This is a genomic window from Gordonia sp. 'Campus', assembly GCF_022206305.1.
Lineage (GTDB): Bacteria > Actinomycetota > Actinomycetes > Mycobacteriales > Mycobacteriaceae > Gordonia.
In genome coordinates, this window is record NZ_JAKOIW010000005.1 from 158,377 (window position 1) to 180,034 (window position 21,658).

At 67.6% G+C, this 21,658-nt stretch carries 26 protein-coding genes; 16 read left to right on the plus strand and 10 right to left on the minus strand.

The genetic code is table 11. The features are described from left to right. Window positions 1-9 precede the first annotated feature (9 nt). Window positions 10-654 carry a TetR/AcrR family transcriptional regulator gene (locus tag MAY35_RS07705; RefSeq protein ID WP_238420362.1) on the minus strand — a complete coding sequence of 215 codons (645 nt, stop codon included), beginning with the start codon at window positions 652-654 and terminating at the stop codon, window positions 10-12. A gap of 252 nt (window positions 655-906) precedes the next feature. On the opposite strand from MAY35_RS07705, the gene MAY35_RS07710 reads away from it, so the two are divergent. Both MAY35_RS07710 and MAY35_RS07715 read left to right on the plus strand, forming a co-directional pair. Beyond that, complete coding sequence (locus MAY35_RS07710) at window positions 907-2,904, plus strand: OPT family oligopeptide transporter (protein WP_238420363.1); 1,998 nt, start codon at window positions 907-909, stop codon at window positions 2,902-2,904. A gap of 3 nt (window positions 2,905-2,907) precedes the next feature. Next, window positions 2,908-3,519, plus strand: coding sequence for a maleylpyruvate isomerase family mycothiol-dependent enzyme (locus MAY35_RS07715; protein WP_238420366.1), 612 nt, complete (start codon window positions 2,908-2,910; stop codon window positions 3,517-3,519). A gap of 11 nt (window positions 3,520-3,530) precedes the next feature. Here MAY35_RS07715 and MAY35_RS07720 read toward each other — a convergent pair whose 3' ends face one another. After that, window positions 3,531-4,100, minus strand: a complete 570-nt coding sequence (locus MAY35_RS07720; protein ID WP_238420368.1) for a type 1 glutamine amidotransferase domain-containing protein — start codon at window positions 4,098-4,100, stop codon at window positions 3,531-3,533. A gap of 239 nt (window positions 4,101-4,339) precedes the next feature. On the opposite strand from MAY35_RS07720, the gene MAY35_RS07725 reads away from it, so the two are divergent. Next, window positions 4,340-5,413, plus strand: coding sequence for an alpha/beta hydrolase (locus tag MAY35_RS07725; protein ID WP_238420370.1), 1,074 nt, complete (start codon window positions 4,340-4,342; stop codon window positions 5,411-5,413). On the opposite strand, the gene MAY35_RS07730 is transcribed toward MAY35_RS07725, so the two are convergent. Then, window positions 5,329-5,832: a hypothetical protein gene (locus tag MAY35_RS07730; RefSeq protein ID WP_238420372.1), complete on the minus strand. Its 504-nt coding sequence runs from the start codon at window positions 5,830-5,832 to the stop codon at window positions 5,329-5,331. The genes MAY35_RS07725 and MAY35_RS07730 overlap by 85 nt on opposite strands. A 100-nt stretch (window positions 5,833-5,932) precedes the next feature. On the opposite strand from MAY35_RS07730, the gene MAY35_RS07735 reads away from it, so the two are divergent. The 4 genes from MAY35_RS07735 to MAY35_RS07750 all read left to right on the plus strand — a co-directional run bounded on the left by MAY35_RS07735 (window position 5,933) and on the right by MAY35_RS07750 (window position 9,084). After that, window positions 5,933-6,355 carry a helix-turn-helix domain-containing protein gene (locus tag MAY35_RS07735; RefSeq protein ID WP_238420374.1) on the plus strand — a complete coding sequence of 141 codons (423 nt, stop codon included), beginning with the start codon at window positions 5,933-5,935 and terminating at the stop codon, window positions 6,353-6,355. Window positions 6,356-6,450: 95 nt separating this feature from the next. Further along, on the plus strand, window positions 6,451-6,870 hold the full coding sequence (locus tag MAY35_RS07740; protein WP_238420376.1) for a hypothetical protein: 420 nt from the start codon (window positions 6,451-6,453) through the stop codon (window positions 6,868-6,870). After that, entirely contained in the window at window positions 6,848-8,419 is a 1,572-nt protein-coding gene (locus MAY35_RS07745) for a cell wall metabolism sensor histidine kinase WalK (RefSeq protein WP_238420378.1), read from the plus strand. Before MAY35_RS07740 ends, MAY35_RS07745 begins: the two co-directional genes overlap by 23 nt. Beyond that, window positions 8,416-9,084 carry a response regulator transcription factor gene (locus tag MAY35_RS07750; protein WP_238420381.1) on the plus strand — a complete coding sequence of 223 codons (669 nt, stop codon included), beginning with the start codon at window positions 8,416-8,418 and terminating at the stop codon, window positions 9,082-9,084. Before MAY35_RS07745 ends, MAY35_RS07750 begins: the two co-directional genes overlap by 4 nt. 26 nt (window positions 9,085-9,110) lie before the next feature. Here MAY35_RS07750 and MAY35_RS07755 read toward each other — a convergent pair whose 3' ends face one another. Both MAY35_RS07755 and MAY35_RS07760 read right to left on the minus strand, forming a co-directional pair. After that, window positions 9,111-10,271, minus strand: coding sequence for a hypothetical protein (locus MAY35_RS07755; RefSeq protein WP_238420384.1), 1,161 nt, complete (start codon window positions 10,269-10,271; stop codon window positions 9,111-9,113). 1 nt (window position 10,272) lies between these two features. Next, window positions 10,273-11,406, minus strand: a complete 1,134-nt coding sequence (locus MAY35_RS07760; RefSeq protein WP_238420386.1) for a phosphotransferase family protein — start codon at window positions 11,404-11,406, stop codon at window positions 10,273-10,275. Window positions 11,407-11,521: 115 nt separating this feature from the next. Here MAY35_RS07760 and MAY35_RS07765 point away from each other — a divergent pair, with 115 nt between their 5' ends. The 3 genes from MAY35_RS07765 to MAY35_RS07775 are packed head-to-tail and all read left to right on the plus strand — an operon-like array spanning window position 11,522 to window position 13,371. Continuing rightward, window positions 11,522-12,109, plus strand: a complete 588-nt coding sequence (locus tag MAY35_RS07765) for a TetR/AcrR family transcriptional regulator (RefSeq protein WP_238420388.1) — start codon at window positions 11,522-11,524, stop codon at window positions 12,107-12,109. Between the two features lie 46 nt (window positions 12,110-12,155). After that, a complete protein-coding gene (locus tag MAY35_RS07770) occupies window positions 12,156-12,581 on the plus strand; it encodes a CoA-binding protein (protein WP_238420389.1) in 426 nt (141 codons plus the stop codon). Window positions 12,582-12,597: 16 nt separating this feature from the next. After that, complete coding sequence (locus MAY35_RS07775; RefSeq protein WP_238420392.1) at window positions 12,598-13,371, plus strand: hypothetical protein; 774 nt, start codon at window positions 12,598-12,600, stop codon at window positions 13,369-13,371. 50 nt (window positions 13,372-13,421) lie between these two features. On the opposite strand, the gene MAY35_RS07780 is transcribed toward MAY35_RS07775, so the two are convergent. Beyond that, window positions 13,422-14,300 (minus strand): LysR family transcriptional regulator, encoded by an 879-nt coding sequence (locus MAY35_RS07780; protein WP_238420393.1) that lies wholly within the window; start codon window positions 14,298-14,300, stop codon window positions 13,422-13,424. Window positions 14,301-14,400: 100 nt separating this feature from the next. On the opposite strand from MAY35_RS07780, the gene MAY35_RS07785 reads away from it, so the two are divergent. The 4 genes from MAY35_RS07785 (at window position 14,401) to MAY35_RS07800 (ending at window position 18,092) form a co-directional block, all read left to right on the plus strand. Further along, window positions 14,401-14,778 carry a nuclear transport factor 2 family protein gene (locus MAY35_RS07785; protein WP_238420395.1) on the plus strand — a complete coding sequence of 126 codons (378 nt, stop codon included), beginning with the start codon at window positions 14,401-14,403 and terminating at the stop codon, window positions 14,776-14,778. 81 nt (window positions 14,779-14,859) lie between these two features. Next, window positions 14,860-16,275, plus strand: a complete 1,416-nt coding sequence (locus tag MAY35_RS07790) for a phosphotransferase family protein (RefSeq protein WP_238420397.1) — start codon at window positions 14,860-14,862, stop codon at window positions 16,273-16,275. Window positions 16,276-16,330: 55 nt separating this feature from the next. Continuing rightward, window positions 16,331-17,602, plus strand: a complete 1,272-nt coding sequence (locus MAY35_RS07795) for an acyl-CoA dehydrogenase family protein (protein WP_238420399.1) — start codon at window positions 16,331-16,333, stop codon at window positions 17,600-17,602. A gap of 13 nt (window positions 17,603-17,615) precedes the next feature. Continuing rightward, window positions 17,616-18,092: a hypothetical protein gene (locus tag MAY35_RS07800; protein WP_238420401.1), complete on the plus strand. Its 477-nt coding sequence runs from the start codon at window positions 17,616-17,618 to the stop codon at window positions 18,090-18,092. A 3-nt stretch (window positions 18,093-18,095) separates the two neighbouring features. Here MAY35_RS07800 and MAY35_RS07805 read toward each other — a convergent pair whose 3' ends face one another. The 4 genes from MAY35_RS07805 to MAY35_RS07820 all read right to left on the minus strand — a co-directional run bounded on the left by MAY35_RS07805 (window position 18,096) and on the right by MAY35_RS07820 (window position 20,122). Further along, entirely contained in the window at window positions 18,096-18,269 is a 174-nt protein-coding gene (locus tag MAY35_RS07805) for a hypothetical protein (RefSeq protein ID WP_238420403.1), read from the minus strand. An 87-nt stretch (window positions 18,270-18,356) separates the two neighbouring features. Next, entirely contained in the window at window positions 18,357-18,887 is a 531-nt protein-coding gene (locus tag MAY35_RS07810; protein WP_238420405.1) for a DUF1697 domain-containing protein, read from the minus strand. Between the two features lie 55 nt (window positions 18,888-18,942). Then, the gene (locus MAY35_RS07815) at window positions 18,943-19,122 is read right to left on the minus strand and encodes a hypothetical protein (protein ID WP_238420408.1); all 180 of its coding nucleotides are present in this window, start codon (window positions 19,120-19,122) and stop codon (window positions 18,943-18,945) included. A gap of 232 nt (window positions 19,123-19,354) precedes the next feature. After that, a complete protein-coding gene (locus MAY35_RS07820; protein WP_238420409.1) occupies window positions 19,355-20,122 on the minus strand; it encodes a methyltransferase domain-containing protein in 768 nt (255 codons plus the stop codon). A 102-nt stretch (window positions 20,123-20,224) separates the two neighbouring features. On the opposite strand from MAY35_RS07820, the gene rnhA reads away from it, so the two are divergent. Further along, window positions 20,225-20,716 carry a ribonuclease HI gene (rnhA, locus tag MAY35_RS07825; RefSeq protein ID WP_238420410.1) on the plus strand — a complete coding sequence of 164 codons (492 nt, stop codon included), beginning with the start codon at window positions 20,225-20,227 and terminating at the stop codon, window positions 20,714-20,716. Beyond that, a complete protein-coding gene (locus MAY35_RS07830; protein ID WP_238420412.1) occupies window positions 20,713-21,621 on the plus strand; it encodes a D-isomer specific 2-hydroxyacid dehydrogenase family protein in 909 nt (302 codons plus the stop codon). The genes rnhA and MAY35_RS07830 overlap by 4 nt, the downstream gene beginning before the upstream one ends. The last annotated feature ends 37 nt before the right edge of the window (window positions 21,622-21,658 follow it).

Below are 21,658 nucleotides of genomic sequence, written 5' to 3' on the forward strand. Positions count from 1 at the left end.
CGTTCGGGGTCAGGTGGATTGTTCTGATGTGACCGGCGCGAGCCACATGCCCGCGAGTGCGTCGACGACGAGGTCGCACTGGTGCTGCCATGACGCGGCGGGTCCGCCTGTCTCGGCGGCGCGCTCGATGTCGGCGAGCGTGTTGACGATCAGGTGGCGGGTCATGTTGTTACGGACCTCGAGCACGTCGTCGGGAAGCGCCGGCAGGGTGCCGTAGAAGCGGTCGAGGATCTGTGTGAGAACGGTCGAGCCGGCCAGTTGTTCGTAGAGCAGAGCGGTGGCCGCCGGGTCGCTGGACACCTGGGCGAAGAACCGCGCGAAGTAGGTGGGGGCGCCGAGCTGGGCGAGATATTCGATCTCCGGCCCGACGAGGCACCGAAGCCAGTCGCGCACCCCGGGTTCGGGTCCCACGGCCTGCATGCATTTCGCACGCAACCGTTCGATGGGGATGTTGTGCGTGACGAGGGTGGCCCGGACGAGGTCGTCCTTGGAGCCGAAGTGGTGGCCGACCGCGTAGTTGTTGCCCTGGCCCGCAGCCTTGCTGATCTGTCGGTTCGACACCGCCGACACGCCATGCAGAGCCATCAACCGCTCGGCCGTGCTGATCAGCAGTTGACGCGTCCGGGCAGACTGCTCCGTCTTCCCCTCGCTCATGGGTCGATGATGCCCTAACGTCTGGGGCCCGCGGCGTGGGATCGGGGGTCGTCACCCGCCGGCGAGCATGGAGAATCCGACATTACCGGCAGCGCGCTGGGTTCCGGGCGCGACGACGCGCGAGCCGACCACCCGCTACGCAGCAAGTTGGTGCGCACCGGGGTGCCCGGACCTAAGGTGAATCGACGATGATCGAGTGATCGCATCGACCGATGGGGGCGGTCAGCGGTCACGACTGTGTGAGGGGACTCGATGGCGACTGCGCCCACGGCCACCGCGAGCTTGCGGGAACTGACGCTACGAGGGACCCTCCTCGGTGGTGTCATCACGCTTGTGTTCACCGCCGCGAACGTCTATCTCGGCCTCAAGGTCGGACTGACGTTCGCCACGGCGATCCCGGCAGCGGTGATCTCGATGAGCATCCTGCGGTATTTCGCCAACCACTCGGTGGTGGAGAACAACATCGTCCAGACGATCGCGTCTGCGGCCGGAACACTGTCGGCGATCATCTTCGTGATCCCCGGCCTGGTGATCGTCGGGTGGTGGACGGGATTCCCGTACTGGATCACGGTGGCGGTGTGCGCGATCGGCGGCGTCCTGGGCGTCATGTACTCCATCCCGCTGCGCCGCGCGCTGGTAACCGGATCCGACCTGCCGTACCCCGAAGGCGTTGCGGCAGCCGAGGTCCTGAAGGTGGGCGACTCGTCCGGCGGTGCCGCCGAGAACAAGGCCGGACTGCGCACGATCGTCATCGGTTCGGTGGCGTCGGCCGCCTTCGCGTTGCTCACCAAACTCAAGGTGCTCAGTGACTCGATCTCGACGACGATCAAGATAGGCACGGGCGGAACGCTGTTCAGCGCCGGGTTGTCGATGTCGCTGATCGGCATCGGACATCTCGTCGGGGTGACCGTCGGCATCGCCATGCTCGTCGGGGTGGTGATCTCCTACGTCGTACTGCTCCCCATCGAGACCCAGAACCGGACGGCCGGTGAGGACTTCGCCGATGCGGTCGGTTCGATCTTCGCCAACGACGTGCGGCTCATCGGTGCCGGCGCGATCGCCATCGCAGCAATCTGGACCCTGATCAAGGTCGTCGGCCCGATCGTGCGTGGCATCCGGGCGGCGATGGTCTCGACGCGATCCCGTCGTGAAGGGGTCACGGTCGACATCACCGAGCGGGACATGCCGATCAACATCGTCGGCGGCAGCATCCTCGTACTGCTGATCCCGATCGGAATCCTGCTGTGGGACTTCGTTCATGACACGGTATTGCAGGGCAGCGCGACCGGCATCATCGCGGTCAGCATCGTCTTCGTCTTCGTCATCGGGCTGGCCGTCGCGTCGGTGTGCGGTTACATGGCGGGACTCATCGGGTCGTCGAACAGCCCGATCTCCGGCGTCGGCATCCTGGTGGTGCTTCTCGCCGCACTGCTCGTCAAGCTGACCTTCGGGCCCGCGGACGCCTCGCAGACCGACGCACTCATCGCCTACACACTGTTCACCGCCGCAGTGGTGTTCGGCGTCGCCACCATTTCCAACGACAATCTGCAGGACCTCAAGACGGGTCAGCTCGTCGGGGCGACGCCGTGGAAGCAGCAGGTCGCCCTGATCATCGGTGTGCTGTTCGGGTCGGCGGTCATCCCGCCGATCCTGCAGCTGATGTACGAGGCCTTCGGGTTCGTGGGCGCTCCGGGAGCGACCGACGACGCGCTCGCGGCGCCGCAGGCCGGACTGCTGTCGACCCTCGCCCAAGGGGTGTTGGGAGCCGATCTCAACTGGGGGCTCATCGGTATCGGCGCGCTGATCGGTGCAGCCGTGATCGTGATCGACGAACTCCTCGGCCGCGCCGGACGATTCCGGTTGCCGCCGCTCGCCGTCGGTATGGGCATGTACCTGCCGATGTCGGTCGTCCTGGTCATCCCCATCGGAGCCTTCATCGGCCATTACTACAACCGGTGGGCCGAACGCAGCGGCGGCGCAGTCGAACACAAGAAGCGAATGGGTGTCCTGTTGGCCACCGGTCTGATCGTCGGCGAGGCGCTGTTCGGGGTGGTCTTCGCCGGGATCGTGGCTGCCACCAGCGACGATTCGGCACTGGCGATCGTGGGCGACGGGTTCGAGCGATGGGCGCAGATCCTCGGCGTCATCGTCTTCGCCGCCACCATCGCCTTCCTCTACGACCGGATTCGCAAGATTGCGACGGCGAGCGGCAGCGTGTCCGACGCGACAACCGGTACCTCGAAGGACTGAGTCGTGGACGATTCGTCGCTATCGCAGACCATCGCCGACTTTCGTTCCGGGGCAGACCATTTCGTGCGCCTCGTCGACATGATCGACGACAACCGATGGGACGGTCCCGGACTCGGCGACTGGTCGCTGCGCTCGCTGGTCGGCCACACCGGAAGATCACTGACCACGGTCGTCACCTACCTCGCCGAGTCCGCGTCGACGATCGACCTCGACTCCACCGCGGCGTACTACGCGTCCATCCAGGGATACGGTGACCCGGCGTCGGTTCTGCAGCGTGGAGTCGATGCCGGGCTCGCCCTCGGCGACGATCCCCGGTCGAGCGTGAAAGCCTTGCGCGCACGGGCTCTCGACGAGCTCGACGGAGTCGACGATCGACCGCTCGCCACGCCGTTCGGCGGCATCATGCTGTCGCACTACCTGCCGACCCGGACGTTCGAACTCGCCGTACACGGCCTCGACATCAGCCGCGCAATCGGCGCCGACGTTGCGCTGCCGGCGTCAGTCCTGGCTTCGGCACTGTCGACGGCGGCTGCGACGGCCGCGCGCACCGGTCAGGGCGAGCAGGCGCTGCTCACCCTCACCGGGCGTTCGTCGGAGCCGATCTCGGTCGTCTGAACGAGCCGGGCTCAGCCCGGGACACCGGCGTGGGCGAATTCCGCGACGATGGTCGCGTTGAAGGCGGCCAGATCGTCGGGCTTGCGGCTCGTGATGAGGACGTTGTCGCCGTCGCGGCAGACAACCACTTCCTCGTCGACCCAGGTGCCGCCCGCATTGATGACATCGGTGCTCACGCTCGGGAACGACGTGAGCGTCCGCCCGCGCACCACGTCGGCCTCGATCAGCGTCCACGGCGCGTGGCAGATCGCCGCCACCGGCTTGCCGGCCTCGAAGAAGCTGCGGACAAAGCGCACTGCGGGTGCGGAGGCACGCAGGAAATCGGGGTTCGCGACACCGCCCGGTAGAACGAGGGCGTCGTAGTCGAGGACGCGCGCGTCCTCCAGCGCGACATCGACGGGGAAGGTGTCGGCCCGGTCCAGATGATCGAACGCCTGGATCGTGCCCGACTCGATGGACACCAGCACCGGCTTGCCGCCGCACGCCTGGATCGACTTCCACGGTTCGGTGAGTTCGACCTGCTCGGTGCCTTCTTGGGCGACCAGGAATGCGACGGTGATGTCGTTGAGTTCTTCGGCCATGTCTGCTGTGCCTCCTCGGGTGCACTACGCCCGGCCGGGGGATCGAACCGGGTTTCGGTGATCGTTCCGGCCGGGGGGTCGTGGTGCGCCAGTCGTGGGTCCGACCGCGTCTTGATCGTCGGCGCGGATCAACCGGCGCCTGTACTGGGGTTCGTACCCTCCGGGCTCGAACCCCAAACTGCACCGCCGTCTCGAGGCCGTGTTGAATGTCCTCCGGCGATGCGGATGAGGAGGGGCCCGTGGGCGGTCTGAACGCGGTGGCGACGCTGGTGCACCTGGCGCGCGGTGGGGAAGTCGGTGAGTCACATGAGACCCCGTACACCGTGATCGAGAACGCACCACATCGTGTGCTCCGCCGCTACGGTTCCGACGACGAGGTCGTCGCCGCACTCGGGTCAGGGCACCCACCGGTGCTGCTCGTCCCGCCGCTCGCGGTGTCCACCATGTGCTACGACCTGGCCCCCGACCTGTCGATGGTGCAGTTTCTGCTCTCGACCGGCCGCATTCCGTATGTGGTCGACTTCGGTGAGATGACGCGGGCCGATCGGCGCCTGGGGTTCGCGGACTTCTTCGACGACATCATCCCGACTGCGATCGCCGGTGTCGTCGCCGACTTCGCCGGCTCGACCTCGGCCGGAGACGTGGGCGTCGACCTGATCGCGTGGAGCATCGGCGGCACCCTCAGCCTGCTCACCGTGGCCGCGGACCCGAACCTGCCGGTGCGGTCGGTGACGGCGGTCGGAACGCCCCTCGATTATTCGAAGGTGCCGCCCTATCCGTTGGTGAAGACGCTCATGCGGCCGGTGGGACCCACGCCGGTGACCCTCGCGCTGAAGGCCCTCGGCGGGATTCCGGCTCCGCTGGTCCGGGTGGCGTACCGGGGAACCGCCTGGCAGCGGGAGTTGAAAAAGCCCGGATACATCATGCGCAACGCGGACGACACCGAGGCGCTTGCGCGCATGAAGGCCATCGACCGGTTCCAGGAGACCATGCCCGGTTATCCCGGCAAGGTGTCCGAGCAGATGTGGGAGAACTTCATCATGCGCGGCGAGCTCGGCCGCGGAGTTCTGGACTTCGACGGCCGCACGGTCGATCTCTCACGTGTCACCGTCCCGGTTGCGCTCTTCGGCAGCCATCGTGACGCGATCGTGAGCTGGGCCGCCGCCCATCACGGCGTCGAGTTGCTCAGCGGATCGCCGCAGGTGGAGTTCACGACGGTCGAGACCAGTCACCTCGGTCTCATCGCGGGGTCGGCCGCCGTCGAGGAGACCTGGCCGGCGATCGACGACTTTCTCTCCGGCCTGAACGGATAGTCGTCGGTTCCCGGCGGGCGCTTGGCTGCTCTCGGTAGCTCGGCGACGTATACGGCAACCGCCACGGCACCCACGAACACCAACCACGTGGCGCCGCGCCCGGCACTAGCCGCGAGGCAGCCGGCGACCAGGGATGTCACGCAGATGACGACCGCCAGTGCGGCGGGTAGCCATCGTCCGTCCCGCAGGATCAGGACTGCTGCCTGCAGTTGCAGACCGATGACGGCCAACGCCATCCCCGCTGCCGCGCCGCTCGTCGCGATCACGCCGGGTAGACCCGCGGAGCCGTGAAGGAACGCCACGGCGACGGTCGTGCCCAGCGCGGTCAGTCCGAGAGCCGCGCCGGTCGTCGGCGAGGTGACCCGCGCGAACCCGCTCTCACCTGCCAGGTTGTCGACGCCCGATACAGAAGTGGTCATGACTCTCTGTCTAGCCCACTTGGGTCATCGCGGGTAGTATGCACATTCTCGTCCATATGGACGAAAATGTGCCCACGGACGAAGGATCACGGTGTCACGGGTGGACGAGCAGACCCTGCTGGACGAGCAGACCCAGCTGGACGAGCAGGCCCTGCGGGACCCGGTGCGGCGCGCCTACGAGGTGTGCCCGGTCGAGGTGGCCGTCGCAGTCCTCGGCGGCTCCTGGAAGATGACCATCGTCAAGAACCTCCTCGACGGTCCGATGCGATACGGCGCTCTGGGACGCGCCGTCGGCCCGGTGACGCCGCGGGTTCTCACCCGACAGCTGCGTGAACTCGAATGCGACGGCATCGTCACGCGAGCGGCGTTCGCGGAAGTGCCGCCCCGGGTGGAGTATTCGCTGACCCAGCAAGGTCAGGCGCTGGCTCCGTTCGTGTCCGCGCTGAACGAATGGGGTAAGAGCTACGCCCGCAGCGTGATCGAACCCAGGTACACACCAGTCGACGAACCGGCCCATCGCTGAGTCCGTACGATCCCCGCCCGGCCGGGGGGCGCAGATGAAAAAACCTTCATCTTCGACTCATGGACGACTCACCGGCGTCGGACATCGTTACCGACATGAAGATCTCACGAGTACTCGCCACCCTCGCCCTCGGTGCGCTCGCCGTCGCCGTGATCGCCGCCAGTTTCTTCCTCATCCGATCTCCAGAACCCAGCCTGGCCTCCGATGCGGTGTCCGTCGATGTCGCGGGGGAGGCGTCGAAGACCCACACGCAGGCGCAGCCGATGGTGCCGCCTGCCCCGGCGGGAGCCCCGATTCCGCGCGCCGTGGCTCCCAACCTGTACGTCGACGACGACGACTGGTGCGACAACCGGCCCGGCGTGCGTGACGACGACTGTGACGACATCGACGACGAGCGGGATGACCGGGACGACCAGCGGGATGACCGGGACGACGGCGTCGACCACGACGACCATCATGACGATCAGCACGACGACTGGGACGATGGCGTCGATGACGACCGGTTCGACGACTGACAACTCGGCTCCTCGCGCGGGAGCCGACACCGGGAGCGCGGGTCCGCGACATCGGCCCGCGCTCCCGGCGCGATGGCGTATCACCGCCTGGATCATGCTCACCACGTTCCTGCTGCTCGCCGTGGTGTTCGTGATGACCCGCAATCTGTTGCTGCGCGACGTCGACAGTCGCGCGAACAACGACGTCTCCCAGGAAGCCAGCGAGTTCCGGAGGTTCGCGGCGGAGGGGGTCGACCCGACCACCTCCCAACCGTTCGATTCGGTGTCGAGGCTCCTGGAGGTGTTCCTGTCACGGCAGTCCGCCGGCCAGGGGGAGGTCATGGCCGGTGTGGTCGGCGACAACGAGATCCTCGAGCTGCCCGGCAATGCCTGGCCCGCGGCGGGCGAGGGCAGCCGGGTCCTGGCCGAGCTGCGCTCCCAGCCCGGCTCGGCCGGCGTCTTGCTGACCGCGCACGGTGAGATCCGCTGGGGGAAGGTCGACCTGGAACCCATCGGGGCCGGGTCACCCGGAACCACACCGGCGTCGTCGCGGCCGGGAACGTTCATCGTCGGGATCTACACCGATCCCGGCCGGGAACTCGTCGACCGGACGATGCGGGTCCTCGCCCTTGTCGGTCTCGCGGGCATGATCATCACCACCGGCGTCGCGTACCTGGTCGCCGGCCGCATCCTTGCCCCGGTACGCAGCGTGCGCACCGTCGCCGAGGAGATCGGGGAGAACGACCTGACCGCTCGCGTCCCGGTGCGCGGTCGCGACGACATCGCCGCGCTCGCACAGACCTTCAACGCGATGCTCGATCGCATCGAGAACGCTTACACCACGCAACGGCAGTTCGTCGACGACGCCGGTCATGAGCTGCGGACACCGATCACCGTGGTCCGGGGGCACCTCGAACTTCTGCCCGACGATCCCGACGAGCGACGCAAGACCCTCGACCTCGTCGACAGCGAGCTGGTGCGGATGGGGCGCATCGTGGGAGATCTGCTCGTGCTGGCCAAGTCCGAACAGCCGGACTTCGTCGTCACCAGGACCATCGACGCGGCGCAGCTGATGCTCGACATCGAGTCCAAGGTGCAGCCGCTCGGTGAGCGGGAGTGGTTGCTCATGGAGGTCGCCGAGGGGCCGTGCCCGCTGGATCCCGAACGGATCACCCAGGCGATGCTGCAGTTCGCGTCGAACGCGGTCCGTCACACGCGTGCGGGCTCCGTGATCCAGCTGGGTTCGCGCTTTGCCGGTTCGGGGGCGCAGCGCCGGCTTTCCATCTGGATCACCGACGACGGCCCCGGCGTCGAAGCGGAGGATGCGCCGAAGATCTTCGAACGGTTCCAGCGCGGGCGGACGAGTTCGGCCCCCGAACATTCGTCCGGTGCCGGGCTGGGACTCGCGATCGTGCGGGCCATCGCCGATGCGCATGCCGGCGTCGCCTGGGTGCGCAGTGTGCCCGGGCACGGCGCGACGTTCGGCATCGACGTGCCCGCACCCGACCTCCCGGCCGACCTGCCGTCCGTCGGCACACCGCCCGAAACAGAGAAGGGGATCCTCCGATGAGTCGCGTTCTCATCGCCGAGGACGACGCCAGGATCGCGTCGTTCATCGGAAACGGGCTGCGTGCAGCCGGTTACAGCACCGAGCACGTGTCCGACGGGCTCTCGGCGCTGGAAGCGGTGCGCAGCGGTTCCTTCGACATGGTCGTCCTCGACATCGGCCTCCCGGCGATGGACGGATTCGACGTCCTGTACTCGATGCGTGGGGAGGGGATCACGACGCCCGTCGTGGTCCTCACCGCGCGGGACAGCGTGAGCGACACCGTGAGCGGGCTCGAGGGCGGGGCCAACGACTACATGACCAAACCGTTCCAGTTCGCCGAACTGCTGGCGCGCATCCGACTCCGACTGGTCGACGATTCGGCCGTGTCGTCGGAGAATTCGTTGTCCGCCGGTGACCTTCGCCTCGATCTGAAGTCGCGTCGCGCGCGGGTCGGTGCGGAGACCGTCGACCTCACCGCTCGCGAGTTCGCCCTCCTCGAGGTGTTCCTGCGGCACCCCGACCAGGTGCTGTCCCGCGAGCAGATCCTCGGCCACGTGTGGGGATACGACTTCGACCCGGCGTCGAACGTCGTCGACGTCTATGTGCGCGCATTGCGCAACAAGATCGGATCCGATCGCCTGGAGACGGTGCGCGGCATGGGGTATCGCCTGCGGGCAGGCGACTGATCCTGGCCCCCGGACGGCCCGTACCCTCAGGGCGCGACGCTGAACCAGTCGTCGAACCCGGAGGGGTCGTGTCGCCCGAGCGCGCCGTGCTCGAACAGGCCCCAGCCGGTGCGGGCCGTCCCGTCGGCCTCGCGGCACACGGCACGCCCGACGTGGTCGATGACGCCGAACGCCATTCGGCCCGCGATGTCCGCGCTGGTCATGTCGTAGGTGAGGCGTTCGGTGAAACCCGCACCGCGCCAGGCTCCGTGGGTCCAGTCGGGATCACCGCCGTACCCGCCGCCGACGTGGATGGGCACGGGCATAAGCGATTCCACTTCGAGGGTCACCGCCGATCCGCCGACGCCGGTGGCGGTGATCGTCGCCCCGGTGGGTACGCGTGTCCCCGACGCGTAGTGCACCGTGATGGCGGGCCAGCCCAGCTGTTCGATCCGCCCGTCCTTCCACACCCGGGTGCAGTCGTTCAGTGTGCGGAACCCCGACGGGTCTTCTTGGACGATGAGGACGAGCTGGAAGTCGTCGAAGGCCATCGGTATGTAGAGCCACCACATACCCTCGAAGGGCGGATCCGCAGGGAGGCCTGCGGGTTCGGGCTCACCGACGGGTCGGATGCCCCACGAGCGGTCGCGGGTGCCGATCCAGGTCGCCGGGTCGACGGCGATCTCCTCGCCGTCGATGGTGATGGTGCCCCGCCAGGCCCCGACCTGGGCGAAACGCTGCGCGTCGAGCGTCACCTTCGCGCCCTGTCGCATCACGTGCGGTTGTTCGAGCACGGCGTCGAAGAGTCCCTCCCAGTGCAGATCCAGGGCGATACCCTCGGTGTCCGCCAGGGTGAGATGGAGTTCGCGCAGGGGATCGTCGACGCTCATCCGGTAGGCGCCGACATGCTGATCGAGCCGGTTGTCGTCGATCGCGTCACTCAGGTGGAGTGCGGTCTGTGTGTCGGAGCCGTCCTGCCCGCGGCGCCGGATGAGGACGAAGGCATCTTTGACCCCCAGGTTGGGGTAGTACCCGATGCCGGTGATGAGGAAGATGTCGCCGCTGCGATCGTGGGCGTTCAGGTAGGCGCGGTCGTAGAAGTTCCGGTCCGAGCTCCCCGGCCACGAGATCGGTTGCGGCAGCTGGTGGATCGGGAACTCATCCATCGGTCCCACCCCGGATCGGGTCGTGTCCCCGGATGCGGCCATCTCAGTTCTCCTCGAGGAGTCGTTCGAGCAACGGTCGGTGGTAGAAGAGGGTGCCGTCGACATCGTCGGGACGGTCGAGTTCGCCGAAGTGCACGCGTCGTGCGCCGGTCCGCATGAACACACAGCACCACTGGACGGCGGCGTAGACGTGGAACCAACGCAGATCCGCCAGTTCGACGCCGGTCCGTTCCCGGTAAGTGGCGCGCACGTCGGACTCGCGGAGCAGGTCGGGAAGTCCGGCAAGCCCGGCCATCGTCGCCAGTTCCTGAAACACCATGTGCGCGAATATCAGCCAGGCGACGTCGAGTTCGCGCGGCCCGATGCGGGCCATCTCCCAATCGAGTACGGCCGTCGGTGCGAAGTCGGCGAACATCATGTTGCCGAGGCGGGCGTCGCCCCAGGACAACACCGATTCGCCGCGCGCCACGTCCTCCGGGAAGTTCGCGGCGAGCCAGGTGAGGGCCCGTTCGACGAGGGGCGAACGCCCTATCCCCTCGACCGACAGGTCGTACCAGTCCCGTAGCCATGCGAGGAGCCGTGCCAGGTTGTTCTCGCCCGGCGGGAGGTCGTCGGCGAGGAAGCCGAAATGGGTTGTTGCGTCGGGGATGGAGTGGAGGTCGGCGATCACGCCGATGATCGATTCCTGCATGGCCTGTTGCCGTGCCGGTGGGGCATCGCCGAACCAGTTGTCGCCGAACGTGTACGGCATCACGTCGGGAGCCACCTCGCCCGCGCACCGATCCATGAGGAAGAACGGTGCGCCGAGGAGGGAGCCGCTCGGCTCGAGATGGTGTACCGCGGGCACCGGGACATCGGTCAGTTCGGCGATCCGGCGCATCGTGTCGTACTGGTGGTCCATTCGGTACGAGCGGAAGACCGGTATGTCGTCGGCCGCCGGCGCCATCCGCATCACCCATTCGCGGGCAGGGGATTCGGGCCAGGTCACCGTGAGGGGGATGGTTTCCGACGACATGCCGTTGCTGTCGCCGCCGGCGCCCAGCTGGACCTCGGGTGCGCCGTCGGGTGCGTCTGCCTGTTCCGCGAGCCAGCGCGACAACACCTCGGGGACCGTTGCGTTGTCCCTGCTCGAGCGCTGCAGGTGGTCGACCTGCTCGACGGCGGGTTCGGTGGCCATGGGCACCCCCGGGATTCGGTACCGAGACATTCGCTACGGTGAGTAGCGTTATGACAGCAGACGGGTCGCTCGGTTCGCAGCGACTTCGCGAAATCTCCGGCGGAGGGCAGGCGCGATGACATCAGAGGTCGCCGAATCGGTCGGACGCCCTCGCGACGCGCGGATCGATTCTGCCGTGCTCGCCGCTGCCGCGGAGATGCTCGTCGACGTCGGCTACCGCAAGCTGACGATGGCAGCGATCGCCGAGCGCGCCGGTACGACCAAGACGGCCCTGTATCGCCGCTGGTCGGGCAAGGCCGAGCTGGTGCACGATGTGGCTTTCTCCCGGATGACGCGCCTGCCGCCGTCCAGCGGCGAGGTCGCCGACGACATCCGGACGCTGGTGGACTCGGCCCGAGAGTTGTTCGCCAGCCCGGTGACCCGCGCGGCGTTGCCCGGACTGATCTCGGACATGGCGGCCGACCCCGAGCTCGCGGTGCGCGTCCATGCCGGGTTCGCGGAGGTGTTCGGGGCGCTGCGGGAACGCCTGGTGGTGGCCGTCGAACGCGGCGAGGTGCATCCCGACGTCGACCCCGACCGGCTCATCGAGGCGGTCGGCGGGGCCGCGATGCTGCACGCGTTGCTGCTCGTCGACGGACAACGGTTCGACGCCACCTGGGCCGCGCAGCTGAGCGCGCTGGTCGTGCACGGTGTCGTCCGGTGAGCTCGATGGCCGCGGGCGGGCGCTGCCGCCGACCTACACTCGTGAGATGACCGCACCGAAGAGCACCGACGAGGCCGTCGAACAGATCCTGTCCACCTACGACACCATCACCGTGGTCGGGGCGAGCGCGAATACGTCCAAGGCCGCCAACGAGGTTCCGGCGTACATGAAGAACCACGGGTGGCGCATCATCCCGGTGAATCCCACTGCCGAGGAGATCGTGGGGGAGCGGGTGTACCGGTCGTTGGCCGACATCCCGGAGCAGGTCGGTCTTGTCGACGTCTTCCGTCCGGGGCCCGAGTGCGCCGAGGTCGCCCGGGCTGCCGTCGCGGCCGGGGCCAGTGCACTGTGGTTGCAACTCGGCATCCGCTCGGAGGAGGCGCGCGCGATCGCCGAGGAAGCCGGCCTGCTGTACGTCGAGGACCGCTGCCTGATCATCGAGCAGCGCCGCACCGGCATCGTCCCCGCCTGACGACGGTCGTGGCCCGGTGACATTCCTCGACGAGCTGACGCACCAACGACTTCCGCTGTTCCTGCTGTTCGCGTCGTTCGTGGTCACGTTCGTCGTGACACGGGTGATCACCCGGCTCATCCGAGCGGGCAAGGGGCCGTTCCGCAACAACGTGTCCGGCGGCGTGCACGTGCACCACATGGTGCCCGGGTTGATCCTCACGATCGTCGGCGCCTTCCTGTCGGTCGGCGTCAACGGGGCGTCGCCCGGTGCGGAGATCAGTGCGGTGCTCATCGGCATCGGCGCTTCGCTGGTGCTCGACGAGTTCGCGCTCATCCTGCGCCTCCAGGACGTGTATTGGTCGCCGGAAGGGCAACTGTCAGTACAGGTCGTGGCCCTCACGGTGGCTGCGCTGGGAATGGCATTGCTCGGCTTCAACCCCCTCGAGGACGCCGATCTCGAGATCGGCCCGGTTGCGCTGGTCGCCACTGTGCCGGTGAACATCGCGTGCGCGATCCTGTGCGTGCTGAAGGGCAAGTTCTCCACCGCGATCGTGGGTGTGTTCATCCCCGTGTTCGCCTGGGCCGGGGCGATCCGCCTCGCCCGGCCCCATTCCGCCTGGGCCCGACGCCGTTACGCGCCGGCCAAGGTGGAGAAGGCGCGCGATCGAGCGAAGAACTTCGACGACCGTTGGGGTCGGTGGGGTCTGAGCATCGGCGATCTGGTCGCCGGGAAACCGACCGACGAGCCCGACGTCGCGGCGGTCACCCCTCCCGGAACCAGCGGAAGCGACACGCCTGTCGGGCCCTGATCTGCTCGTTCATACCCTCAAAGTCTCTCCGGGAGTGCTCGATACAGCACCTACGGGACCATTCCGAAAGCGGCCTGTGCCAGCGTGACGAATCGCGAGGCAGCCGCCGACGGTTGCGACCTCCACAGCAGCCCGAGGTGGGCGGTGGCGTCGACTCCCCGGATGGGTAGTCCGACGACGCGGTCGTCCGCAGCGGCGATCGACTCGCTGAGGATTCCGATCCCCATTCCGCTGCAGACCAATTCGATGATGGCGTCCGGCGACGACGCCTCGATCGCGGGACGCACCGGGCCGCCCCGGGCGAGCGCGGCGGCGTCGAAGACCGCCCGGATGCCCGCGCCCACCGGGAGGCAGATGAGTGACTGCCGTCGGAGCGAGGACAAGTCGACGGTCCGCCGTGCCGAGTGTGTTTCGGCGGGCACGACCGCCACGACGCGTTCGGCGATGACCGTCAAGGACTCGATTCCGGCGGGGAGATCGTCGCCGTAGCCGGCCAGTGCGATGTCGAGCCTTCCGTCGTCGACGGAAGTGATCAGGTCCGTCGACGGGGACTCGCTCAGGCTCAACTCGATCTGTGGGTGTGCAGACCGGAAGTCACCGAGTGCGACGAACAGCGGTGCGATGGTGCAGCCCTCGACCATCCCGATCGACAAGCTGCCGCGGACCAGTCCGTCCACATCGGCGACCGCACGGCTCACCTGCTCGGCGGCGGCGAGAGCCGCGCGCGCAGCGGGCAAGGCTGCGACACCTGCATCGGTGAGCCGGATGGTACGACCCGACCGGTCGAAGAGAGCGGACCCGAGCTCACGCTCGAGTCCGCGGATCTGTGCGCTGATGTTGGGCTGCGTCGTGTGGACCCGGTTCGCCGCGGCCGTGAATCCGCCCTCGTTGGCCACGGCGACGAAGTACTCGAGCTGTCGCAGTTCCATAACTGGCAATGATACCTGGCATCAGAATCATCAGTTGGACTTATCTGCTGGCCGGCGACATCTTGGAAACAGAACGACCACATCAACGAAAGGAAAGGCCATGACCACCTACGAGACCGCCCGTAGCCCCGAGGACCTCACCCGGTTATTCGTCGAATTCTCCAACGCCGGTGACGCCGACGCGGTGGCATCGCTGTACGACGAGAACGCCGTGATGGCCTACCCTCCCGGCGAGATGACCCGGGGTCGGCAGGCCATCCGCGACATGTGGGCATCCGTGCTCGAGCACCGGCCGACCTTCGTGCCCGAGCCGCCGCTGCCGACGCTCGTTTTCGGCGACGACCTCGCGCTGACGTCGACACCACCCCGCGACGGCGCCGGCGCCCGCGCCCAGGTGGTGGCCCGGCGTCCCGACGGGACCTGGGTGCGCATCATCGATCAGCCGGAGTTCCAGACCCCGAACGACCCAGATTTCTGAGGATGGATTCAGCTTTCGTGCTAGCTTCGCTGTGTCGGCGGTTACACCCGCGAGCGAGGCGGCGCGAAGGGACGGGATTGCGTGGGAGTACCTGAAGCGGGAGAAGTGGCCGCCGCGATCGCGTCGCGACTGGCCACGACGCGCGGCGCGACCATCACCGTGGACTCGGCTCGCCGCCTCCCGGCCGGCGCCAGTCGTGCGACATATGCGGCGACGCTCTTCGACGGCGCAGGCAACACCGAGCCGATCATCATCCGTGCCGTACCCGCCGCCACCGACGACGGCGGGCTGCGCGACGAAGCCCAGGTACTCCGGGCGGCGGCGGACGCGGGCGTACCGGTGCCCGTGATCCTCGACGCGGGGTTCGACGAGCCGGACAACGTCCTGGGTTTTCCCTACCTGGCGATGAATTTCATCGGCGGAGAATCAATTCCGCGACGGATCCTGCGCGACGACGCCTACGCGGGAGCCCGTACCGGCTTCGCGACCCAGGCGGGTCAGATCCTCGCACGCATCCACGCGATCGACATCTGGAAGACCCCCGGCCTCGTCGAGCTCACCGATCCGATCGACGGTCTGCGCCGGCTGTTCCCCCGCGAGTTCGACGCCATGCCCGCGGGTCTGGTGTTGGCCACGCAGTGGCTCATCGAGAACAGGGGGCTCATCGAGAACCGACCCGCAGGGTCCAGCCGAAAATGTCTGGTGCACGGGGATTTTCGTCTCGGAAATCTCCTCGTCGACCCCGACGGTGTTGCCGCGGTACTGGACTGGGAACTCGTCCACATCGGTGACCCGGTGGAAGACCTGGGCTGGTTGTGCGCGAAGGCATGGCGATTCGGTGGTTCGACGCCCGTCGCCGGGATGGGTGATCGCGCAACGCTGCTGGACGCCTACGCGGACGTGGCCGGTTGGCGGCCCACCGAGGATGCGTTGCGGTGGTGGGAGCTCTACGCCACCGTGAAGTGGGGCCTGATCTGCGCGGTCCAGGCCGCGCGGCACCTCGACGGCGTCGAGCGGTCCGTCGAGCTCGTCGCGATCGGAAGGCGAAGCGCCGAACAGGAATTCGACGCACTACTCGACCTGGGTCTCGTCATCCCACAACCGGTGGCCGACCCGTTGGACGATCCGTCGACGGCACCGCGCGAGGATCTGTACGGGTCCCCGAGCACCTCCGAATTGCTCGAAGCGCTCGCCGAGTTCCTCCGCTCGGATGCCGTGCAGGCCGACCTGTCGCCTCAGGTGCGGTTCCACACCCGGGTCGCGGGCAACGTCGTCGATGTCGTCCGGCGTGAGGAACTACTCGGAGCCCGGCACGCCGCCGAGAGCGCGCAACGCCTGAGCGCGCTCGGGGTCGTCGATCAGCGGGCGTTGTGCGATGGGCTCCGGACCGGCGAACTCGACGGCAACGACGAGAAGGTGCGCAACGCGATCGTCGCGGATGTGCGCGCGCGATTGCTGGTCGCGAACCCCAGGTACTTCGCGGTCCCGCATCCGTGACCGCCGGCCATCCGTACCCGACCGTCCCCCCGATACCGACCGAGAAGGATTGACCGTGGACTTCGCAGTGCCCCAGTCGCTGAGCGACTACCTCGACGAACTCGACGCCTTCATCGAGGCCGAGATCGTGCCCCTCGAGCAGACCGACGACAACATCCGGTTCTTCGACCACCGTCGGGAGGATTCGCGAACCGATTGGGAGCGTGGCGGTCTGCCGAACAAGGAGTGGGAAGCACTCCTCGGCGAGGCCCGTCGCCGGGCCGACGCCGCCGGTCACTTCCGGTATCCGTTCCCGGCGGAGTTCGGCGGACGTGACGGATCGAACCTGGCGATGGCGATCATCCGGGAACACCTGGCGTCGAAGGGGCTCGGTCTGCACTGCGATCTGCAGAACGAGCACGCCATCGTCGGCAACAACATCGGTCTGCTCCTGATGCTGGAGTACGGAACTGACGAGCAGAAGCAGGAGTGGGTCGAAGGGCTTGCCGCCGGAACCAAGTTCTTCGCGTTCGGTATCACCGAACCAGATCACGGTTCCGACGCGACGTGGATGGAGACGAGCGCGGTCCGCGACGGCGACGACTGGATCATCAACGGCGAGAAGACCTGGAACACCGGGATTCACGCCGCGCACCGGGACATCATCTTCGCGCGGACCAGTGGTGAGCCCGGCGAGGCCCGCGGGATCACGGCGTTCCTCGTGGACCCGCAGGACCCGGGCTTCGCGGTCGAAGAGTATCTGTGGACGTTCAACATGCCCACCGATCACGCCCACATCAGCCTGCGCGACGTGCGGGTGCCGGACTCGGCGGTCTTCGGGGCCGAGGGCGCAGGCCTCCAGGTGGTTCAGCACTTCTTCAACGAGAACCGCATCCGGCAGGCGGCGTCGAGCCTCGGCGCGGCGCAGTACTGCATCAACAGGGCCGTGGCGTATGCCAACGAGCGGGCGCCGTTCGGCAAGAAGCTGTCGACCAATCAGGCCATCCAGTTCCCGCTGGTCGACCTGCACACCCGCGCCGCGATGGTCCGGGCGTTGATCCGGGAAACCGCCTGGAAGATGGACACCTACGGCCCGTTCGCGGCGTCGGCGGAAGTGTCGATGTGCAACTACCAGGCGAATCGCCTGTGTTGCGACGCGGCCGACCAGGCCATGCAGGTGTTCGGTGGGCGTGGCTACTCACGGCACGAGCCGTTCGAACACATCTACCGCCATCACCGTCGGTACCGCATCACCGAGGGAGCCGACGAGATCCAGATGCGGCGGGTCGCCGGATACCTGTTCGGTTTCATGTCGGGCAAGGCGCCCAAGGGAGTGCGTTCGTCCTGAGTAGGCTGGCCACATGATCGCGGTCATCATCATCGTGGCGGTTGTCGTGGTCGCCGTGTTCATCCTCGGCGGCGCCGCCTGGTTTGCCTACGACTCGGACAAACGAGTGCGGTCGTTCGCGCGGTCCACCGAGCTGATCCCCGGCCGTCCCGGCCGGGCACCCGAGAGCTGGACCACTGACAACACCCGAGAAGCATTGCTGCATCGACGGATTCGCTACGCAATCGCCGATGTTCACGCCAACCCGGCCATCCCGCGGGACGACGATCTCGTCGCCGCGCGGAATCGTCTCGACGACGCCGTCTTCGAGATCGACGATCGGCTGATCGCCGCAGCAGACCTCACCGGAGACGAATCCGCGGAAGCGCTCGATCGTGCCGAGGCGGCGATCAAGGATCTGGAGAAGCTCCCGAAGAAGCTCTGGGAGGCTCCGAAAGAGGACCAACTCGCCGATCTCGACCGTGTGACCCGCGCGCTGTCGCGGGGCTGACTGTCAGATGACGGTCGGTCGGGGCGGGGGATCCGGCTCGGCCGGACGCGGTTGCGGTTCGGGCGCCGGCGGTGGCGTCGGCACGGGGATCGGCGGCTCGGACGGCGGCTCGGGGACCGGTTCGGGCGCGGGGATGGGCTCGGGTGGTGGCGGTGGCGGCGGGACCGGCTGGTTCATGTCCGGATTCCTCTCGGCGTGCGCGTCGGGTGTCTGCTCGTCCTTCTCCGACGCTACGCCCGCCGCTGGAGACCGGCCACCGCGTCGTCAGGTCGACGTCGACAGGTCGAGCAGCGTCCGTACGGTGCGGAGGTTACGGCCCGTGCCCTGGACGCCGAGCCCGCGCGCGATGACGGGTGCGGTCAGTTTCGACCGGCCCGCGCCGTCGGCGTAGCGGATGTGCAGGTCCGCGCCGACCACGCGGCAGACATCGCCGTCGAAATCCCTTTCCGCGAACGCCGACGCCTTGTCCGGTGCAGGCGCACCCGTCAGGAAATAGACATAGGAGTATTTGTCGTCGACGACCTCGAACGGATGCGCGGCCAGCGCGCTGCGGACCTGTTCGGGTGTGCGACTGATGACTTCTCGAAACCAGCCGTAGCGTTCCTGCAGCGCCGCCTCGAGAGACCGATCGAACTCGTCGGAATCACCCGGCGGCGCACAGATCAGGTTTCCCGACGCGATATACGTCGACACCTCCGTCGCGCCGAGTTCTTCTGCCAACGAACGCAATTCACTCATCGGTAGCTTGGCTCCACCGACGTTCACCGCGCGGATCAGGATGATGCGTCGCGTCATGGCCGTACCCCCTGGGGAATCGACATGGTGCCAGTGTTGCAGACGTGCGGGCGCTTCACTGGGCGTTGTCCGCGAGGGGGAGGAGTTGTCGCGGGGACGGGCGCCCCCACCCGTCGACTGTGCGTCGTTTTCCGTCGACTGTGCGGCTTATCTCGTCGACCGGGTGGCCCATCTCGTCGACCGGGCGGCTCATCGCGTCGACCGGGCGGCCTATCTCGTCGACTGTGCGGCTCATTGCGTTGATTGGGCGTCGGTCCTTGGCGATGAGCGTCGTTCGAATAAGCCACTGGACGGGCGGAACGCACGGTCGACGGGGATCGACGCCCAGTCAACGGGAAACGACGCACGGTCGACGGGATCGACGCCCAGTCAACGGGAAACGACGCACGGTCGACGGGATCGACGCACGCTCGACGGGAAAGGACGCACGGTCGACGGGGATCGACGCACGGTCGACGACGTCCGGGTCAGCGGCGGCTCGCCACCGCGAAGGTGCGACGGAACGGCAGGACCGTGCCGCAGTCGCGGCTCGGGTAGGCCTCGGCGAACCGCTGTTTGAGGTCGTTCGCGAACTGGTGACGCAGGTCGTCCGGGAGCGCCTGCAGGTAGGGCCGGGCTCCGGTGCCCGACATCCAGTCGAAGACCGGGTCGGGCCCCTCCAGCACGTGGAAGTAGGTCGTCTCCCACACGTTGGTGTGATAGCCGCGCTCGGTGAAGAAGTCCAGATACATCTCGGCGTCGAGCCGGGGAAGGGCCCGCAGGTCGCCGAAGGCCCCCACGTATGGCTCGGTGGCGGCCAGGTCGGCGAGTGCGGAATGGGTGGGTGAATCGGTGTTGTTGGGCACCTGCAGGGCAAAGGCTCCACCGTCGGTGAGGTGCCCGAGCAACCGGTCGATGACGTCGAGATGATCGGGCACCCACTGGAACATCGCGTTCGAGATCATGAGGTCGACGGCGCGGTGCGGGGCCCAGTGGGACACATCGGCGACGTCGTAGTTGGCATGCGCATCGGTGTTGTCGCGGATCGCGCGATCGACCATGGCCGCCGAGTCGTCGATGCCCAGGATCTCCGCGGCCGGCCACCGGGCGCGCAGGTGCTTGGTGAGATGGCCGGGACCGCAACCGAGATCGACCACGGAGGTCGGATTGATGGGTATCTGCCCGATGAGATCGAGGAACGGCCGCGCCCGGTCGTCGGCGAACTGCAGGTAGCGTGTCGGGTCCCAGACAGCCATGGTTCCACCCTAGGTCTCGCGGCCGCCGATGTCAGCGGCGCGAGCACTTTGCCCCACGGTGAGCCCGCGGTCGCGCGCGGCGGCTGCCGTAGGCTTCCCCCCGTGACAGCTTCCGCGAATTCTGAGTCTGACAGTCCCCAGGCGGACCCGGCAGGTGCTGCTGTGGTCGAGATCTCGACCGACGGTGCGTGTCTGGGCAACCCCGGTCCCGGCGGATGGGGTGCGGTGCTCCGCTACAAGGGCACGGAGAAGCGGATCTCCGGTTCCGAACCCGACACGACGAACAACAAGATGGAACTCACCGCTGCCATCGAGGGTCTCGCTGCGCTGACCAGGCCGTCGAACGTGATCATCTACACCGACTCCACGTATGTCCGCAACGGGATCATGAAATGGGTGAACGGCTGGCAGGCCAACGGGTGGAAGACGAAGGACAAGAAGCCGGTCAAGAACGCCGACCTGTGGCGACGCCTCGTCGACGAGGAGAAGCGACATCAGGTGGAGTGGCGCTGGGTGAAGGGCCACGCGGGCGACCACTTCAACGAGATCGCCGACGAACTCGCCACGACCGCTGCACGGGCGGTGTCGCGATGACTCTCCCGGTCGCCGTCGAACCCCACCACGACGAGCACCTCGTCGCCGCCGTCGAGGGCGCGGGCGGTCGAGTCGTGACGCTTGACGAGGCGCGCGTGCTGGTCTGGATCGGGCCGCCCGCGGAGTTCCCCGAGCTGCCCGACGCCGTCGAGTGGGTGGCGCTCAAGACCGCCGGCATCGAGGACTTCGTGTCGGCCGGTGTGCTCGACGGTCGTCGTCTGTGGACCAACGCGTCCGGTTTCTACGCCGAGAACGTGGCCGAGCACGCCCTGGCGCTGCTCCTCGCGGGACTGCGGCAGATCAACACGGCCGTGCTGCGTCACTGGGACAAGGACCGGATCGACACCGCGGTGCGGTCGCTGCACGGATCGACGGTGACGATCGTCGGTGCGGGCGGCATCGGTGCCTCGCTCGCGCCGCGGCTGCGCGCCTGCGGGGCGCGTGTCGTCGCGGTCAACAGGTCGGGCCGGGAGGTTCCCGGTGCGCATGAGGTGCGGCGGTCGAGCGAGCTCGCCGACGTGTGGGGTTCCACAGATCATGTCGTGCTGGCCGCGCCTGCCACGCCGGAAACCCACCACATGATCAACGCCGACAGTCTCGCCGCGCTGCCGGATCACGCCTGGATCGTGAACGTCGCGCGTGGGCCACTGGTGGACGAGGGCGCCCTGTACGACGCGCTGACCGAGGGCCGGATCGCGGGTGCGGCGCTGGATGTGACCGATCCCGAGCCTCCCCCGACCGACCATCCGTTATGGTCGCTGCCCAATGTGATCATCACCCCGCACGTCGCCAACCCGGCGTCCGGTCTGACCCGCGAACTCGCGCCGTGGGTGGCCGAGAACCTCCGCAGGTTCGCGGCGGGGGAGGAACTGCTGTCGGTGGTCACCGCCGGGCGCGACTACTGAGGCTCTGATCTGCTGGTTTAAACCGATTCCTAGAACA

Coding starts and splice junctions, on each gene's coding strand:
- MAY35_RS07785 (WP_238420395.1), top strand. CDS start 14,401: ATGACCACCTACGAGACCGCCCGTAGCCCCGAGGACCTCACCCGGTTA.
- MAY35_RS07710 (WP_238420363.1), top strand. CDS start 907: ATGGCGACTGCGCCCACGGCCACCGCGAGCTTGCGGGAACTGACGCTA.
- MAY35_RS07755 (WP_238420384.1), bottom strand. CDS start 10,271: ATGGCCGCATCCGGGGACACGACCCGATCCGGGGTGGGACCGATGGAT.
- MAY35_RS07780 (WP_238420393.1), bottom strand. CDS start 14,300: ATGGAACTGCGACAGCTCGAGTACTTCGTCGCCGTGGCCAACGAGGGC.
- MAY35_RS07760 (WP_238420386.1), bottom strand. CDS start 11,406: ATGGCCACCGAACCCGCCGTCGAGCAGGTCGACCACCTGCAGCGCTCG.
- MAY35_RS07815 (WP_238420408.1), bottom strand. CDS start 19,122: ATGAGCCGCACAGTCGACGAGATAGGCCGCCCGGTCGACGCGATGAGC.
- MAY35_RS07805 (WP_238420403.1), bottom strand. CDS start 18,269: ATGAACCAGCCGGTCCCGCCGCCACCGCCACCACCCGAGCCCATCCCC.
- MAY35_RS07765 (WP_238420388.1), top strand. CDS start 11,522: ATGACATCAGAGGTCGCCGAATCGGTCGGACGCCCTCGCGACGCGCGG.
- MAY35_RS07820 (WP_238420409.1), bottom strand. CDS start 20,122: ATGGCTGTCTGGGACCCGACACGCTACCTGCAGTTCGCCGACGACCGG.
- MAY35_RS07800 (WP_238420401.1), top strand. CDS start 17,616: ATGATCGCGGTCATCATCATCGTGGCGGTTGTCGTGGTCGCCGTGTTC.
- MAY35_RS07750 (WP_238420381.1), top strand. CDS start 8,416: ATGAGTCGCGTTCTCATCGCCGAGGACGACGCCAGGATCGCGTCGTTC.
- MAY35_RS07830 (WP_238420412.1), top strand. CDS start 20,713: ATGACTCTCCCGGTCGCCGTCGAACCCCACCACGACGAGCACCTCGTC.
- MAY35_RS07730 (WP_238420372.1), bottom strand. CDS start 5,832: ATGACCACTTCTGTATCGGGCGTCGACAACCTGGCAGGTGAGAGCGGG.
- MAY35_RS07810 (WP_238420405.1), bottom strand. CDS start 18,887: ATGACGCGACGCATCATCCTGATCCGCGCGGTGAACGTCGGTGGAGCC.
- MAY35_RS07740 (WP_238420376.1), top strand. CDS start 6,451: ATGAAGATCTCACGAGTACTCGCCACCCTCGCCCTCGGTGCGCTCGCC.
- MAY35_RS07720 (WP_238420368.1), bottom strand. CDS start 4,100: ATGGCCGAAGAACTCAACGACATCACCGTCGCATTCCTGGTCGCCCAA.
- MAY35_RS07705 (WP_238420362.1), bottom strand. CDS start 654: ATGAGCGAGGGGAAGACGGAGCAGTCTGCCCGGACGCGTCAACTGCTG.
- MAY35_RS07745 (WP_238420378.1), top strand. CDS start 6,848: ATGACGACCGGTTCGACGACTGACAACTCGGCTCCTCGCGCGGGAGCC.
- MAY35_RS07770 (WP_238420389.1), top strand. CDS start 12,156: ATGACCGCACCGAAGAGCACCGACGAGGCCGTCGAACAGATCCTGTCC.